The organism is uncultured Sphingomonas sp., from assembly GCF_934560975.1.
Lineage (GTDB): Bacteria > Pseudomonadota > Alphaproteobacteria > Sphingomonadales > Sphingomonadaceae > Sphingomonas_I.
This window is the reverse complement of sequence record NZ_CAKTFO010000003.1, coordinates 162,954-176,189: the sequence shown is the minus strand read 5'-3', so window position 1 is coordinate 176,189 and position 13,236 is coordinate 162,954. Positions and strand designations below refer to the sequence as shown.

At 67.2% G+C, this 13,236-nt stretch carries 13 protein-coding genes; 5 read left to right on the top strand and 8 right to left on the bottom strand.

All coding sequences use genetic code 11. From position 1 onward, the window contains the following. Positions 1 to 135: 135 nt before the first annotated feature. Both Q0D93_RS03945 and Q0D93_RS03940 read left to right on the top strand, forming a co-directional pair. Positions 136 to 1,200: a sensor histidine kinase gene (locus tag Q0D93_RS03945; protein WP_294391639.1), complete on the top strand. Its 1,065-nt coding sequence runs from the start codon at positions 136 to 138 to the stop codon at positions 1,198 to 1,200. 325 nt (positions 1,201 to 1,525) lie between these two features. Then, entirely contained in the window at positions 1,526 to 2,377 is an 852-nt protein-coding gene (locus Q0D93_RS03940) for an MBL fold metallo-hydrolase (protein ID WP_294391638.1), read from the top strand. An 8-nt stretch (positions 2,378 to 2,385) separates the two neighbouring features. Here the strand turns inward: Q0D93_RS03940 and pncB are convergent, their stop codons facing one another. Both pncB and Q0D93_RS03930 read right to left on the bottom strand, forming a co-directional pair. Next, the gene (pncB, locus tag Q0D93_RS03935; RefSeq protein ID WP_294391636.1) at positions 2,386 to 3,690 is read right to left on the bottom strand and encodes a nicotinate phosphoribosyltransferase; all 1,305 of its coding nucleotides are present in this window, start codon (positions 3,688 to 3,690) and stop codon (positions 2,386 to 2,388) included. A 12-nt stretch (positions 3,691 to 3,702) separates the two neighbouring features. Further along, positions 3,703 to 4,536, bottom strand: a complete 834-nt coding sequence (locus tag Q0D93_RS03930) for an SDR family oxidoreductase (protein ID WP_294391694.1) — start codon at positions 4,534 to 4,536, stop codon at positions 3,703 to 3,705. Positions 4,537 to 4,693: 157 nt separating this feature from the next. Here Q0D93_RS03930 and Q0D93_RS03925 point away from each other — a divergent pair, with 157 nt between their 5' ends. After that, positions 4,694 to 4,885: a hypothetical protein gene (locus tag Q0D93_RS03925; protein ID WP_294391634.1), complete on the top strand. Its 192-nt coding sequence runs from the start codon at positions 4,694 to 4,696 to the stop codon at positions 4,883 to 4,885. 32 nt (positions 4,886 to 4,917) lie between these two features. On the opposite strand, the gene Q0D93_RS03920 is transcribed toward Q0D93_RS03925, so the two are convergent. From Q0D93_RS03920 to Q0D93_RS03900, 5 genes are read right to left on the bottom strand one after another with little or no spacing between them, the layout of a single operon-like run. Continuing rightward, complete coding sequence (locus Q0D93_RS03920) at positions 4,918 to 6,360, bottom strand: efflux transporter outer membrane subunit (RefSeq protein ID WP_294391630.1); 1,443 nt, start codon at positions 6,358 to 6,360, stop codon at positions 4,918 to 4,920. Continuing rightward, entirely contained in the window at positions 6,357 to 7,268 is a 912-nt protein-coding gene (locus Q0D93_RS03915; RefSeq protein WP_294391629.1) for an HlyD family secretion protein, read from the bottom strand. Before Q0D93_RS03915 ends, Q0D93_RS03920 begins: the two co-directional genes overlap by 4 nt. 5 nt (positions 7,269 to 7,273) lie before the next feature. After that, complete coding sequence (locus tag Q0D93_RS03910) at positions 7,274 to 7,501, bottom strand: DUF1656 domain-containing protein (protein WP_294391627.1); 228 nt, start codon at positions 7,499 to 7,501, stop codon at positions 7,274 to 7,276. Continuing rightward, the gene (locus Q0D93_RS03905; RefSeq protein WP_294391626.1) at positions 7,498 to 9,483 is read right to left on the bottom strand and encodes an FUSC family protein; all 1,986 of its coding nucleotides are present in this window, start codon (positions 9,481 to 9,483) and stop codon (positions 7,498 to 7,500) included. The genes Q0D93_RS03910 and Q0D93_RS03905 overlap by 4 nt, the downstream gene beginning before the upstream one ends. Position 9,484: 1 nt before the next feature. After that, entirely contained in the window at positions 9,485 to 9,937 is a 453-nt protein-coding gene (locus Q0D93_RS03900; RefSeq protein WP_294391623.1) for a MarR family transcriptional regulator, read from the bottom strand. Positions 9,938 to 10,177: 240 nt separating this feature from the next. On the opposite strand from Q0D93_RS03900, the gene Q0D93_RS03895 reads away from it, so the two are divergent. Both Q0D93_RS03895 and Q0D93_RS03890 read left to right on the top strand, forming a co-directional pair. After that, a complete protein-coding gene (locus tag Q0D93_RS03895) occupies positions 10,178 to 10,627 on the top strand; it encodes a hypothetical protein (RefSeq protein ID WP_294391622.1) in 450 nt (149 codons plus the stop codon). 39 nt (positions 10,628 to 10,666) lie between these two features. Next, the gene (locus Q0D93_RS03890) at positions 10,667 to 11,506 is read left to right on the top strand and encodes a GDSL-type esterase/lipase family protein (protein ID WP_294391620.1); all 840 of its coding nucleotides are present in this window, start codon (positions 10,667 to 10,669) and stop codon (positions 11,504 to 11,506) included. 19 nt (positions 11,507 to 11,525) lie between these two features. Here the strand turns inward: Q0D93_RS03890 and Q0D93_RS03885 are convergent, their stop codons facing one another. After that, positions 11,526 to 13,151: an alpha-L-fucosidase gene (locus Q0D93_RS03885; RefSeq protein WP_294391617.1), complete on the bottom strand. Its 1,626-nt coding sequence runs from the start codon at positions 13,149 to 13,151 to the stop codon at positions 11,526 to 11,528. Between the last annotated feature and the right edge of the window lie 85 nt (positions 13,152 to 13,236).

Genomic DNA, 13,236 nt, shown 5'->3' with positions numbered 1-13,236 from the left:
TACGCGCCGGGACAGTCCCGCGAAGCATCCACAAGGAATGGCGAACACAGCCAGAACATTATAGCTTTCTCCATATCGATCGTTTAGGCGTGGCGACACGGACCATGGAGGGGCGGCGTTGGTCTCGGGAGAGTGATGGACAGTCAGGCTTCTCCCACGCTGGACCGGCTTCTCGCCTGGTCGCTCGACCACCCGCTGCCTGCACCCAGCCGCTATGCGCTGGCGACGATGCTGGTGGTGACCACGGCATTGTTGCGCATGCTGCTGATCACCAACCTGCTGCCCTATCTGCTGTTCATTCCGGTGGTGCTGCTGATCGCGCTCACCATGGGCAGGAAGACCGGCCTCTACGCCACGTGGCTGTCCGGGATCATGGCGGGCGCGACGCTGGCGAGCGCCGACAACGCCTGGTGGCTGACCGGCATGCAGTGGATCGCTACCCTGCTCTACACCGGCGTGATGACCGGCGTCGCCCTGACCGCTGCGGAGTTGCGCGGGGCCTTTCGCCGGTCGCAGCGGCTGAGGATGGAGCTTGCAACCGCCAACGGCCGCCTGCTCGACCATCAGGAACAATTGCGGCTGGTGAACCGCGAGCTGGGGCACCGGCTGAAGAACCAGCTGACCATCGTGCAGGCGATTGCGGGCCAGACCCTGCGCCGCTCGCTCGACGTCAAGGCGGCGAACGAGGCCCTGAACACGCGGCTGGCCGCATTCGGCCGGGCGACCGACATGCTGACCGCCGCCGACTGGCGCTCGGCCGACCTGCACAAGCTTGCCGAGGCAGCCCTGGGCAGCGAGCCGGAACTGGCCGGGCGCATCCACATCAGCGGACCGCCCGTATCCTTCAACCCGCAAATCTCGCTCGCAGTGGCGCTGGCGCTGCACGAGTTGATGACCAATGCCACCAAATATGGCGCGCTGTCGGTGGACCGCGGGCATGTGGAGCTTCACTGGACGCTGGCGGCGGATGGCGATGGCGACCGGTCGCGCTTCAACCTGATATGGCGCGAGATCGGCGGCCCGCCGGTCAGTCCGCCCACACGGCAGGGCTTCGGATCGTTCATGATCGAACGCTCGCTAAGCTCCTATTTCGGCAGCAGGAAGGCGATCGCCTATGATCCCGCCGGGCTGGTCTTCTCGATCGATGCCGTGATCGGGGCGGAGCATATGGAGGCGGCAACGGGATCACCGCTCCACTGACCGCGGTTCAAACGACAGCTGCCAGGATTGTGTCCGGGAAAGCCACCATCACCGATGCCTTCCGCAACGTGCGCCGCCGCCGGGATTTCTGACTGCGCCACCAAGTATCCGTCTGACATTTGGAGGTATTCCGCTTGGCCCTGCCGTAGCGCAGACCACTTCAACTTTCCCAAACCTAGAAATTCCGTTGAGATTACGATAACGCCATCCAGACAACCTGACCTGTTAATCCATGTTATTTTGCAGCATTGTTTTGTCGATCGGCCTTGTTCGCAGGAACACGGATTGCCCTTCAGGATTGAGCTGTCCGGGTCCAGGAGGAATGATGCGCGTCCACCATCTGAATTGCGGCACGGATTGCCCGTTGGGCGGCGCCTTGTTCGACGGGCGCAGTGTCGGGCTGACCGGCCGCCTGGTCTGCCACTGCCTGCTGATCGAAACCGACGCGCATGGGCTGGTGCTGGTGGATACGGGCTATGGATTGAAGGACGTCGATCATCCCCATCGCCGTCCGCACCCCCGCATCACGCGCACCATGCGGACGCTGCTCAATATCCACCTGCGCGAACGGGATACGGCGATCCGCCAGATCGAGGCGCTGGGCCATACGGCGCGGGATGTGCGCCACATCGTGCTGACCCACCTGGATTTCGACCATGCCGGTGGGCTTGAGGATTTTCCTGAGGCGACCATTCACCTGATGGATGCGGAATGGACGGCGGCGACCGGTCCGCGTACCGGCTTCGTGCCGCGCAATCGCTACCGTCCCGCGCAGTTCAACGAAGTTGGCGAGTGGCGGCGTTATGGGGCGTCAGGAGAAAGCTGGTTCGGCTTTGATGCGGTTCGGGGTCTTGAAGGGTTGCCACCGGAAATCCTGCTGGTGCCCCTGCCCGGCCATACATGGGGCCATGCCGGGGTCGCGATCGGCAAGCCCGGCGGCTGGCTGCTCCATGCCGGCGATGCATATTTCTATCGCGGCGAGATGCGGGAGGCGCGCCGGCGCTGCACGCCGGGCCTGCGCGGCTACCAGACGATGATGGAGGTCGATCGCGGCCTGCGGATGGACAATCAGGAGCGGCTGCGGCGATTGTCGATCGAGCAGCGCCACGAGATCAAGATCGTCTGCGCCCACGACGCCGTGGAGTTCGAGCAAGCGGCGGCCGGCCGGCTGCTCTGATCCGCCGATCAGACACGCACGGCCTGGCGTTCCCGACCCGCTTCACCGAAAACGCGCACATAGCGGGCAATCTCGCGCGGATCGCCGGTCGCCTTGTCGGGATTGTCGGACAGCTTGACGGCGGGTCGCCCCTCCGCCGACGCTACCTTGACCACCAGCGACAGCGGCTCCAGCTGCGCCGAACCGGCCAGATCGCAGCCGCGAAAGTCGTTGGTCAGGTTCGTCCCCCAGCCGAAGCTGGTGCGGACGCGACCGGCAAAATGGCGATGTACCCGCTCGATCCCGTCAACGTCCATCGCGTCGGAAAAGATCAGCAGCTTGGTCCGGGGGTCGCGTCCATGGTCGCGCCACCACGTCATGATCCGCTCGCCCGCCTCGATCGGCGGCGCACTGTCCGGGCGAAATCCGGTCCAGTCCGCGACCCAGTCGGGCGCGTCGCGCAGGAACGCCTCCGTGCCGAACGCATCGGGCAGCGCGACCAGCAAATTGCCGCCATAATGATCCTGCCAGTCCCGCAGTACGCGATAGGGCGCCGTGGCCAGTTCGGCATCATCCCGCGCCAGCGCGGCATAGACCATCGGCAGTTCGTGGGCGTTGGTGCCGATCGCCTCCAGATCGTGGTCCATAGCCATCAGCACGTTGGACGTCCCGATCAGGCGTGATCCCAAGCCTTCCTTCAACGCCTCCACGCACCATCTCTGCCACAGGAAACTGTGCCGCCGCCGCGTGCCGAAGTCGGACAGGGCCAGATCGGGCAAGGCGCGCAATCGCTCCACCTTGGCCCACAACCTAGCCTTGGCGCGCGCATACAGCACGTCCAGCGCGAAGCGGCCGCGCATCCGGAGGGCGGAGCGCGAGCGCAGTTCGTTGATGATGGTGAGCGCGGGTATTTCCCACATCGACGCATCGGTCCACGGCGCGTCGAAACGCAGCCGGAACTGGCCGTCCTCAATCGACAGATCATAGTCCGGCAGCTGGAACTCGCTTAGCCATGCCAGGAAATCGGGCGCGAACATCCGCTCGCGCCCGTAGAAGCTGTTGCCCGCCAGCCAGATCAGCTCCTTCTTGGCGAAGCGGATCGTGCGGGCGTGGTCCAGCTGCTCCCGCAATTCCGCCACGTCGACCTCTTCGGCCAGGCGGACGTGGCGGCTGCGGTTGAGCAGCGTGAACTCGGTCCGCACCCGCGGATGCAGGCGCCAGATCATCTGCAGCATCAGCAGCTTGTAGAAGTCGGTATCCAGCAGGCTGCGCACGATCGGATCGAGCCGCCAGCTATGATCGTAGACCCGCGTCGCGATGTCGGGCAGCGCCATCAGGCCACCCGGTCAGATGACCGGCGTTCCGCCCGTAACCGCCACCGTCGCCCCCGACACATAGCTTGCCTGCGGATCGGCGAGCAGGACATAGACAGGCGCAAGCTCCTTCGGCTGGCCCGGTCGCCCGAGCGGTGTGGATGCGCCGAATTCCTTGACCTGTTCCGGCGGCATGGTCGAGGGAATAAGCGGCGTCCAGATCGGACCCGGCGCCACGCAATTGACGCGGATCCCCTTCTCTCCCAGCAATTGCGCCAGGCCGCCGGTGAAGTTCTGGATCGCGCCTTTTGTGGTCGCATAAGCGAGCAGGGTCGGCTTCGGCATGTCGGCATTGACGGAGGTCGTGTTGATGATGACCGCACCCTCCCCCATGTGCGGTACCGCGGCCTTGGCGAGATAGAACATGGCGTGGATATTGGTCGCGAACGTATACTCCCACTCTTCGTCGGGAATGTCGGTCAGCGCCTCGAACGTCTTCTGGTGCGCGGCGTTGTTGACGAGGATGTCGATCCCGCCAAGCTCCGCCACGGCGCGCTCCACGATCGCGCGGCAATGGTCGGCCCGGCTGATGTCGCCGGGCACCAGTATCGCGCGACGCCCGGCCTGCTCGATCAGCCGCCCGGTTTCCTGCGCGTCCTCATCCTCGTTCAGATAGGCGATCAGGATGTCCGCGCCCTCGCGCGCATAGGCGATCGCGACCGCTCGGCCGATGCCGCTGTCGCCGCCGGTGATGATGGCGCGCTTGCCCACCAGCTTGCCGGAACCGCGATAGCTGTCTTCGCCATGGTCCGGGCGCGGGGTCATGGCATCCGTGGTGCCGGGCACGTCCTGCTGCTGTTCAGGCATGGGTGGGTTGGGTTCGTTCACGCTTCTCTCTCCTGCGGTGGGAGATCAACGCATCGCCCGTGCGCGGGTTTGTCGCCTTATCACGGGATAGTGCCCCCGCTTCACCTTTCGGCTGCGCAGCGACGCATCCAACCTCCCGTCGCCGCGTTTCGGGATCATGAGCAACACACAACCGCCGCCAGGCAGCAACCGCCGCGCCGTGCGCATCGCGATCGTCATTGCCGTGATCGGGGCGGTGCTGTGGGTTGTGACCTTCCTCGGCATGAACCTGAGCAGCTACAAGAGCATCAAGGAAGATCCCCAACCCGGACAGCAGACGCCCGCCCCTGCCCCCGGCGCGTCCCGCTGATGCCACGTCTGCACCCTTGAGCCCGGCCGCCGTCAGCGAGGGCTGACGGCCACCGCAGGCTGCTGCCACCCGCCACCCAGCGCCAAGAACAGTTGCACCTGATCGGCGGAGATCCTGCTCTCGGTCGATGCCAGCAACTGTTCGCTGCTGATCAGTGTCCGCTGCGCGTCCAGCACCGGCAGGAAGCCGGTGCGTCCGGCGCGAAACAGCGTCTCCGCATCGCGCGCCGCCCGCGCCGCCTGAGCGCGTGCCTGACGCAAGGCAATGGCGCGGTCCAGATCGCGGGCATAGACGGTCAGAGCGCTTTCCGTCTCTCGCAACGCCACGAGCACGATGCCGTCGAAGCGGGCGAAGGACGCATCCGCCTGCGTCTGCGCACTCGCGATCCGCGCGCGGACCCGGCCGCGATTTGGGAATTGCCAGCTGATCAGCGGCCCCAGCGAAAACTTGAACGTGTCGCCGGAAAGCGCGCTTCCCGCGAGGCCGACCGAACCGACCGACGCGCCCAACGTGACCTGCGGATAGAGTTCCGCCTCAGCCACTCCGATCCGGGCGGTTGCGGCGTGCAGCTCCTGCTCCGCCCGGCGAATGTCGGGCCGGCGGCGGATCAGAGCTGCGCCATCGCCGATCGGGATGGTGCGCGTCAGCCGCGGCTCCTCCGAGCATTGCGCCACCGTGCGGTCGAACTCGGCCGGCGGACGGCCGGTCAGCGTCGCCAGCCGGAACAAGGCGACCTGCCGCGCGGCGAGCAGCGCCGGCAGGCTGGCCTGCACCTGCGCCTCCTGCGCGAGCGAGCGGGTAACGTCGAGCGAGATGCCGCGCCCCGCCTGGTTCAACCGCCGGGTCAGCGCGGTGCTGCGCGCCTGCAGCGCCAGCGCCTGCTGCGCGATGCGGACCTCACGCCCGGCCGCGCAGGCATCCACATACGCGCCCACCGTTCCCGCGACTACCGTGACGCGCACGCTGTCATAGGCCGCCTGCGTTGCCGAGACGTCGGCATTCGCCGCCTCGATCGCGCGACGGACCTGCCCCACCAGATCGACCTGATAGGATACGGACGCGCCCGCCGAATAGACGAAGGCGTTGGGCAGGGCCGCGCCGGGCAGCAGCTCCTCCTCCGCCGAGCGCCGGCCATAGCCCGGCCCGGCCTGCAGCCCGAATTGCGGCTCGCGCGCCTGGCGGGCAAGCGCCGCACCGGCCCGCGCATTGGCGATATTGGCGCTGGCGATGCGCAGGTCGGTATTCGCCCTCAACGCATCGGCAACCAGGCGGTCGAGCAGCGGATCGTTGTAGAGCCGCCACCAGTCGGCCGGCACCGGTTCCGGCGTGAACAGCTTGCTGTCACCCGACACGAAGGCTCCGGTCGCGCTCGGCTGTTCGGCAATCGCAGCGGCCGGCCGCTGGTAATCCGGGCCGACCGCCGCGCAGCCGGCAAGCAGTGCCGCCATGCCGACGGCGACGATGCGGCGGATCATGCCTGCGCTCCCTGCGGATGCGGCGCGGGCGCGCGCGGCTGCACGATCACGGTCGCGGTGCGGCCCACCACCAGCTCGAGCCCGCGCGGCAGGCGGTCGATCGCGATCCGCACCGGAATACGTTGCGCCAATCGCACCCAGCTGAAGGTGGGGTTGACGTTGGCCAGCAGATTGGAGCCTTGCGACCGGTCGCGTTCCTCGATGCCGCCGGCGATGCTCTGCACATGACCGTGGATGGAGCGTGCCTCGCCCATCAGGCGGACCTCGACCGGATCGCCCACATGGATGCGCGGCAGCTTGGTTTCCTCGAAATAGCCGATGACGTGCAGCGAGCTGCGGTCGATGATGGCGAATTCCGGGCGACCGGCGGTGGCATAGTCGCCGGGCCGCAGGTCCAGGTTGGTCACGGTGCCGGCGACACTGGCCTTCACCTCCGTCCGGGCCAGGTTGAGCCGGGCGGTGGCGAGCGAGACGCGGGCCTGTTCCAGCGCGGCGGTCAGTTGCTGGACCCGGGCGACGCCCTGCTCGCGCACCTCGCCCGCTACCAGGTCAGCCAGCTCGACGTTGCGCCGCGCTTCGCGTCGGGCTTGGGCAAGCTGCACCAGTTGCGCCGCCACCGCCGCCTCCGCCTGCGATACGGCAAGCTGGTAGCGCGGGCGATCCATCTCGAACAACGGCGTGCCCGCCGTCACCGCCTGGTTGTCGCGCACCAGCACGCGGGTGACCAGGCCGGACACGTCAGGCGCAACCTGCACCACGTCGGCGCGGATGCGGCCGTCGCGGGTCCAGGGGTCGACCTCATAATGGGTCCACAAACGCCGGGCGGCGATCACGGCCACGGCGACCACGGCCAGCGTGATCACGATCCGCAACACCACGGCGGGACGAACGAAAGCAAAGGGTTTCATGATCTCTAGCCAACAAAGGCGGCGCTGAGCGGTCCGCCTGTGATAAGGGTGCCGATGCCCGCCCACAGCACGATGGTTAGCGCCACGTCGAACAGGCCGCGATGCCATACGAGGCGGTAAAAGCCCGTGCGGGATAATGCCCAGCCGACCGCTTGCGCCAGCGGCAACGCCAGACAGGCGGCCAGCAGCAGCGGGTGGACGAACACGCCGGCAATGTTGATCTCCCCGGTCATGCCGCCAGCCTGTCCGGCTGCCACGCGGGCGCGTCGGGGAAGAAGTTGCGGCGCAGGCCCGCCAGCGCGATCAGGATGCGGCGCCGCTCGGCCGGGTCGGCACGGTGCCACCCGCCGGCGATCGCATCGTCGATGCGCGCCAGCAAAGCGGGCGGCGGCGCCTCCTCCCTGCCCTCGGCACGGGCCGCGAAATGGTCCGCGATCGCGACGCGCAACGGCTGCTCCCCGCCGTCCAGCTGGGTCAGGTTGATCCCGATCCGCAACTCGCGCAGGCTGGCCGTGGCCGCGTCGCGATCCTGCCCTTGAACCTGCCCGATCCGTGCGGCGAGCAGGCCGACGCGGTCCAGCATCCGACTGGTCCAGTCGGCCCGTCCGCGTTGCGCGGCCGTCGCCAGTGCGGCCAGGTCGCGCCACCCTGCCCGACGCAGCCGCTGCACCGCCCGCGCCGCGCCGATGCTGCGGAACAATTGCGTGGTGATGATCGCCGCCGCCACGCCCACCAGCTGCGCGACGTTGCTGTTGAAGAAGGCTGCGGCATCCACCGTGAACTGGTTGGTCAGCGCCAGCCCCCCGGCGAAGCCGATGATCAGCGGCATCATCCGCCCATACCAATGCGGCAGCGCCATCAACATGCCGACGAGCAGCAGCGCCGGCGCCAGCGCAACCGTCAGCATCACGAATCCGTCCAGCCGCGGCAGGATCACGAACAGATAGAGCGCCGCCAGCACCACCGAATAGACGGTCCAGATCAGGTAGTTCTGCTGCGCCGGCACCGGATCGTCCATGGTGGCGAAGAAGCAGCAGATCACCGCCGCGATCATCGCCGCCACCGCCCCCTCCGGCCAGCCGGTCGTGATCCAGAAGATGCAACAGCCCATCACCGCCATGAAGGTGGCCGCCGCCGACAGCAGCGCCATGCCATAATCCCTGTGCAGCGGCCGTTCCGACCGTTCGCGGACCAGCCTGTCCAAGGCGGGCGGCAGCACCCGCTCCGGCTCCACCACCTGCGCCGCGAGCAGGCGGGTGGCCTGCCAAAGCTCCATCAGCTCGGCCAGGCGCTCCGCCAGGTTGAGCGTCAGCAGGGCGCGCCAGCTGCGGTCACCGGCGGAAGTGATGGCGTGCGCGCGATCGATCAGCGTTCCGCCGTCAACCTCCCCGGGCGCGCTCACCCAGTCCCGCACCTCCTCCGTCAGCGCCGCCAGCCACGGCTCGATCGGTCCCAGCGCCGCCAGGCTGCGCAATCGGTCCTCCACCGCCGAGACCAGCGGCAGCAACATCACCAGCCTGTCCTGCAGCGCACTCAGCACCGCGCGGCGCGGCTGGATCCGCGCCGTATCGAACGGCAGGTGAATGGCGGTGGCGTTCAGTTCACTGACATCGGCCGCCAGCCGCGCCCGCTCGCTGGCGGTGCGCGTGGGCGGTACGGAGGACAAAGCGTCCACCGTCCACGCCCGTGCCTCGTCCATGATGGTGGCGACCCGCTTGCCCAGCAGTGCGGAGACGCTGCGCGGAAACACGATGGAGTGGACCAAAGCGGCGCAGATCACGCCGATCCCGATCTCCTCCGCGCGCAGCACCGCCGTCTCAAAGATGGCCTCGGGGTGCGACACGCTGGGAAAGCCAATCAGGGCGGCGGTGTAGCCGCTGAGCATGAACATATAGGATCGCGGCGTCCGGTCGAGCAGCGACACGAACTGGCACACGGCAACCCACAGCGACAAAGCGAGCGACAGCAGGATTGGCGCATTGACCAGATTGGGGACCAGCACCACCGTGACGCATGCGCCCACGATGGTCCCGCCCAACCGGAACACCGCCTTGGATCGCACCGCGCCGCTCAACGGCTGGCTGGTGATATAGGCGGTCGCCATCGCCCAGAACGGCCGGTCAAGCCCGGCCCAGAAGGAGACGAGCAGGCCCAGCATCGCGGCCGCGAAGGTGTTGGCCGAAAATACGACTTCGCGAAGCCCTATTCGCGCCATCTCAATCCTGCCCGCCTGCGCCGATCGCGTCGTTCAGCCGATCGAGAACGGACAGGGCGGTGCGCAGATCCGCTTCCGATATCCCGTCCAGCAACGCCGCGCGGATCCGGGCCGATCGCGTCTCGGCCCGCGCGGCCAGATCGCTGCCCGCCTCCGTCAAGTGCAGTGTGCGGGCGCGCTTGTCGCTGGCATCGACCTGGCGTGCGACCAAGCCGGCGCGCTCCATCTGATCGACCAGCGGCACCACCGACGCCGCCTCCATCCCCATCTGCTCCGCTAGCGCACCCTGCCGCACGCCGTCGCCCAGCCGCCCCAGCAACATCACCGCGAGCGCCATGGAGTGGGACAGCGACAGGTCCGCCATCCCACGATCGAGGGCGCGGCGGTAGGACCGCGCGAGCGGCACCAGCCGGGCGCCGAGACGGCGCTGGAGATCGGGATCGACCTTCGTCACGATCTTTATATAGTTAGGTACCTATCTAACTGCAATGTGAAAGGACGCATATGGTCGGGCTTTTCTTCGTTCCTTCAGCAGCTTGGAACGGGCTTGCCGAAAGCGTTCCACTAATGTTCTAAGACGCCTGATCGGCTGGCGGCCGACTCGACTGTGATGGAGCGTAACCATGCAAGCACCTGCGCGGCGTCGTGCCGGGACACGGGCGATCGTCGATCCCCGCCGTGCAGGCGGGTCGGCATGATGGCCGCGCTGGAGCGTCCTGACCGGCCCGAACAGCTCTGGCTCGACGTCGCACGCCCGCTTCAGCCGAGGCCGCGCCGAAGCCGCGCCACCCCGCGCGATCACACGGACGATCCGCCCGCCCCCCTGCCGTGCGCCCAGATGGAGTTGCGGATGGTCGCGCCCTCCCCGCCTGCCCCGGAGGTGCGGACTTTCTTTCGGGCCGCGACCCTGCCGCCGCCGCCGGCGGCGGGGACGGCTCCACCGTTCGCCGCATGGCTGCTGGCACAGGTCAGCCGCAAGGGCGCGATCGGCGAACTGGCCAAGGCGGTGAAGCTGGACCGCCACTTCCCGCGCGCCGGCAGCGCCGACGACGTGCGGGCGCATTTCGGCAATGTCGGGGCGGACGGCGATGCCTATGACGTGCTCGATGAGGCGGAGCGGGCTTATGATCGGGATCTGGGATAAGTCTGCGGCGACCATGACCGTCTGCGCGGGGAATCGGGTTTGAAGACCAATGTTGCACCGCCATGGCTAGTCACCGCCCTTGCCCTCTCGCTCGCAGCGTCGCTGTCCGCCGCTCCACCGCAGGATGTGCCCGCAGCCCAGCAGGCTGAGCCCGTCTACCAAAGCTCCTCCGAGCGTCGGGTGGTGCAGGATCGGCAATGGGGGCCATGGCTCGGCCCGTTCCGTGCAAAGCTGGTGCCGAGCCTGATGCAGGATTTCGGCGAACGCTACCTCTACGCCGCCGCCAATGCCGCGCTGGCCGATCCGCGCCCCGGTGAGCAGCGAGTGGTGTTTCTGGGCGATTCCATCACCGATCGCTGGAACCTGGCGCGCTCCTTCCCCGGCAAGCCTTATGTGAACCGCGGCATCGGCAGCCAGGTCACCGCCCAGATGATCCTGCGCTTCCACCAGGATGTGGTGGCGCTGAAGCCGGCGGCGGTGGTGATCCTGGCGGGTGTCAATGACGTGCAGGGATTCCTGCAACAGGAAACGCCCGAGCAGATCGAGGCGAATTGGGAGAGCATGGCCGACCTGGCGGATCGCCACGGCATTCGCGTCATCTTCGGATCGCTGCTGCCGATCAACAATTACACCGAACCGGCACGCGACGTGGTGAAGGAGCGCGATCCCGCGACGTTGCGTCAATTGAATGCGTGGTTAAAGGGTCTCTGCAAGGCGCGCGGCTATATCTATGCCGATTATTACGCGGCGATGGTGGACGATCGCGGCCTGCTTTCGCGCAATCTGACAACGGACGGCATCCACCCCCTCACTGCCGGCTACGACCGCATGGCACCGATTGCGCAGGCTGCAATCGTGAAGGCATTGGCCAGGCGATAGCCATGCCTTGCGCGGCGGATCAGGCCAACCCGCGCCCCTCGATCCGCAACGCCGGCACGAAGCCGGCCGGTGCCGCCGCTTCCAGTGTGAGGTGCAGCCCACCTTCGTCCTGACGATGCGCGATGGGGCCGCGCCCGAGCAGGGTTACGCGCTCCACGACACCGGCCGAGCCGCGCGGGAGGGAGGCGATGCGCGCCTCACCGGCGGGCATTTTCATGAGCAGGGCGTAGAGCGCCCCCTTGTTGGTCGTGAAGCGTATGTCCTGCGCGGTGAACGGGCTGGCGCTGCCCTCGTTCTGCATGCCCGCGACCAGCCTGGTCGGCCCCTCGCCGTAACGCCGCCACGGCCGCGACCCGAAGATCGCCTCGCCATTGGTCCTGATCCATGCTTCCATGCCGTCCAGGATCTTGTCCTCCTCCGCATCGATCGAGCCGTCGCCCGGCTGCGGGATGGACAGGAGCAGATTGCCATTCTTGGACACGACGTCGGCCAGGCGCTGGATCACGTCCTCGGCCGTCTTGTAGCTGCGATCGTTCAACCGCGCGACGTTGTAGAACCAGTCGCCGATGCAGGTGTCGGTCTGCCACGGCTCGGCGCGCAGGCGATCGCTGAAGCCGCGCTCCACATCTTCAACGATGCCGCCGATCTGGTGCGGCTCCAGCTTCTTGCCGGTCAGCACCACGTCGATCTCGCCATGCCACTGGATCGAGCGGTTGTAATAGTCCGCTGCCGCTTCCAGCCCAACCGACCCGAACGGCAGGGCAGTATCGTCCATATAGCAGAGGTCGGGCTTGTACTTCGCGATCAGGTTGGTCTGGCGGAGCAGCCAGTTGGCAACGTAAGCGGGATCGTTCGGAGGGCCGCTCTCGATCCACTGACCGTCATGGGCCTCGTGCCACGCATTCATCGCCTCGATCGTGTCGATGCCGTCCGGCACCACCTGATGCCGGCCGGTATACAGGCGCTGCGGGTCCAGCCCCTGCCACCATCGGCCGCGACCGGCAGCATTGGTCAGGTGAAAGGCATCGTAGCGCTCGCCTTTCATGGGCCCGACCGGATCGTAGCCATAGGCCGGCTGATACCAGTGCCAGCTATGCGCGGCATGGTTGGACACGCCGAACTTCAGCCCCGCCTTTCGCGCGGCCCGTTCCCACACGCCGACAATGTCGCGCTTCGGCCCGACCCGGAGCGAATTCCACGCATGGTACCGGCTGTCATAGCAGTCGAGATTGTCGTGATGGCACGCCAGCGCCATGAAATATTTCGCGCCAACCCGCTTGTAGCGTTCGACCAGCGCCTCCGGTTGCCACCGCTCGGCACGCCACAGATGCTGGACGTCCTTCATCCCGAACACGGACGGATGGCCGTAGGTACGGACATGATGCTCGTACATGGGATGGCCCTGCATGTACATGAAACGGCCATACCAATCGCCCTGCGCCGGCACTGCCTGCGGCCCCCAATGCGACCACAGGCCGAGCTTCGCGTCGCGGAACCAGTCCGGGTAGCGATAATGCTCCGCCAACGAGGCCCAACTCGCCTGCACCGGGCCGCGCGCTGTTCCCATCGGACTGTTGGCGATTGCCGCCCGGGTGCCGAGCAAAGCGGCGCTGCCCGCCAGAAATTCCCTGCGTCCGATGGTCATCGATGCGCCGCCACACCGTCAGGATTTCCGCCCATTGTCCCTCTCTCCCGGACCTTGACCCACGCGTGCCCGTACGGAAGCTGAC

What these genes read in the sequence shown, in the direction of transcription:
- Q0D93_RS03945 (WP_294391639.1), top strand. Translation starts at nt 136, where the DNA reads ATGGACAGTCAGGCTTCTCCCACGCTGGACCGGCTTCTCGCCTGGTCG.
- Q0D93_RS03940 (WP_294391638.1), top strand. Translation starts at nt 1,526, where the DNA reads ATGCGCGTCCACCATCTGAATTGCGGCACGGATTGCCCGTTGGGCGGC.
- pncB (WP_294391636.1), bottom strand. Translation starts at nt 3,690, where the DNA reads ATGGCGCTGCCCGACATCGCGACGCGGGTCTACGATCATAGCTGGCGG.
- Q0D93_RS03930 (WP_294391694.1), bottom strand. Translation starts at nt 4,536, where the DNA reads ATGCCTGAACAGCAGCAGGACGTGCCCGGCACCACGGATGCCATGACC.
- Q0D93_RS03925 (WP_294391634.1), top strand. Translation starts at nt 4,694, where the DNA reads ATGAGCAACACACAACCGCCGCCAGGCAGCAACCGCCGCGCCGTGCGC.
- Q0D93_RS03920 (WP_294391630.1), bottom strand. Translation starts at nt 6,360, where the DNA reads ATGATCCGCCGCATCGTCGCCGTCGGCATGGCGGCACTGCTTGCCGGC.
- Q0D93_RS03915 (WP_294391629.1), bottom strand. Translation starts at nt 7,268, where the DNA reads ATGAAACCCTTTGCTTTCGTTCGTCCCGCCGTGGTGTTGCGGATCGTG.
- Q0D93_RS03910 (WP_294391627.1), bottom strand. Translation starts at nt 7,501, where the DNA reads ATGACCGGGGAGATCAACATTGCCGGCGTGTTCGTCCACCCGCTGCTG.
- Q0D93_RS03905 (WP_294391626.1), bottom strand. Translation starts at nt 9,483, where the DNA reads ATGGCGCGAATAGGGCTTCGCGAAGTCGTATTTTCGGCCAACACCTTC.
- Q0D93_RS03895 (WP_294391622.1), top strand. Translation starts at nt 10,178, where the DNA reads ATGATGGCCGCGCTGGAGCGTCCTGACCGGCCCGAACAGCTCTGGCTC.
- Q0D93_RS03885 (WP_294391617.1), bottom strand. Translation starts at nt 13,151, where the DNA reads ATGACCATCGGACGCAGGGAATTTCTGGCGGGCAGCGCCGCTTTGCTC.